This window comes from Vibrio sp. YT-18 (assembly GCF_033337345.1).
GTDB classification, from domain to species: Bacteria; Pseudomonadota; Gammaproteobacteria; order Enterobacterales; family Vibrionaceae; genus Vibrio; species Vibrio alginolyticus.
The window spans coordinates 1-1,662 of sequence record NZ_JAWOQO010000075.1; the positions used below are offsets into that span (position 1 = coordinate 1).

Consider the following 1,662-nt stretch of genomic DNA (forward strand, 5'->3'; position numbering starts at 1 on the left):
TTTCAATGTCAGGTAACGTACGTGTTCTTGAATGACTAATGACATTTTTATTCATATCATTAAACCAACATGCGGCAAAACCCGCTAACTTTGCACCATGTACATCCGTCGTGAGGTGGTCACCAACATGCAGAATGTTTTCGGCAGGTAAATCGAGAAACTGCTGCGCTTTGACAAACAAATCGGCAGCAGGCTTGGCAAGACCGTCAGGGCCCGCTTTTAATACGCATTGGAAGTATGGCGTCAAACCGATTTTATCTAAGTCGACATTACCATTGGTGATCGCCACCAGAGGAATGCGTTCTCCCAACTCCGCCAATACATCGAGACTTTGCTGCGGCACGTCAAACTGACTGCGCCATTCCAACGCCAGTTGCACGCCCTCTTCCGCTGCAACTTGAGCTTGCGCTTCATCGTAGCCAACGGATAGAAAACCATGCTTTAACTGCACTAGGCGCCAAAGCGTCACATCGCTTTTGAGATCAGGACTTTGCTGGAGCACATGTTTTTTTACCTGCAACCAATCGGCCTTTTCCATGTGCGCCACTGCAGGATGCGTTTGTTGCAACCAGGTCAGTAACTCGCGCTCCATACGGACAATCACTGGATGGTTGTCATACAGCGTGTCATCCAGATCGAATGTCATGGCCTTAATCGGCTCGATACGGCGGTAAAATTTCATGCTTTGGCTCACTCCCCGTTCTTTTTGCGGGCGCGTGGGTGGGCTTGGTCATACGCTTGCGCTAAATGCTGGAAATCCAAGTGTGTGTAGATTTGGGTCGTCGATATGTTCTCGTGACCTAAAAGCTCTTGCACCGCACGTAAGTTGTTGCTCGACTCCAGCATGTGCGTGGCAAATGAGTGGCGCAACTTATGTGGGCTAATATGGCTGGCTACAGACTGTTTTTGCCCCCACTCGGCCATGCGTTTTTGCACGCTACGGTGCGAAATACGGGTTCCGAGTTTAGACACAAATAATGCAGGTTCACCTGGCGCTGCTAAGTCACCACGAACGCGCAGCCACTTACCAACCCATTCCGTTGCCATCCCCGAAAAAGGCACTTTACGTTCTTTGTCACCTTTACCGATAACACGAAGCTCGCCACTGCGCAACTGCACATCTCGCACATCCACACTGACCAATTCGGCTAAACGCAGGCCGGCACCGTACATCAGCTCCATCATTGCGCGATCGCGGATCGCCAATGGGTCATCTTCATTCACTTCGAGCAGTTGATTCACTTCATCCACATCGAGGTTTTTTGGCAGCGGGCGCTTTTTACGAGGTGCAGACACCCCTTTGGCAGGGTTGGCTGACATCTCACCACGCAAAATCAAGAAATCGAAAAAGCTACGCAGCGAAGACAAGCGCGTAGCTAAGCTGCTGGCCTTCATGCCTTCTCGCATGCCTTTACCCGCAAGTTGTCGAACCCAGCCAGCATCAACTTGAGACCAATCTTTCAATCCCATTTCGGCAAGATGCTGCGCCATGGTTTCCAACTGTTGCTTGTAATTGCGTTGAGTGTGCAAGCTGAGCCCCTTTTCGCTTCGCAAGAATTCGTAGAAGCGTTCAAGAGGCTTTTGAAGACTATTTGGCAGAGGAGTGTTGGGAGTTGTCGTCATCGTAACTTTGCCATACCAGTGTTTGAGCGAGATGTGCCA

Annotated in this window: 2 protein-coding genes; both read right to left on the reverse strand. The window is 50.3% G+C overall.

Features of this window, described 5'->3' with window-relative positions; genetic code table 11:
* On the reverse strand, window positions 1-682 hold a 682-nt coding region (gene yigB / locus R7M72_RS24380), incomplete at its 3' end, for a 5-amino-6-(5-phospho-D-ribitylamino)uracil phosphatase YigB (RefSeq protein WP_318056374.1).
* Between the two features lie 8 nt (window positions 683-690).
* A complete protein-coding gene (gene xerC, locus R7M72_RS24385) occupies window positions 691-1,599 on the reverse strand; it encodes a tyrosine recombinase XerC (RefSeq protein WP_225462551.1) in 909 nt (302 codons plus the stop codon).
* Between the last annotated feature and the right edge of the window lie 63 nt (window positions 1,600-1,662).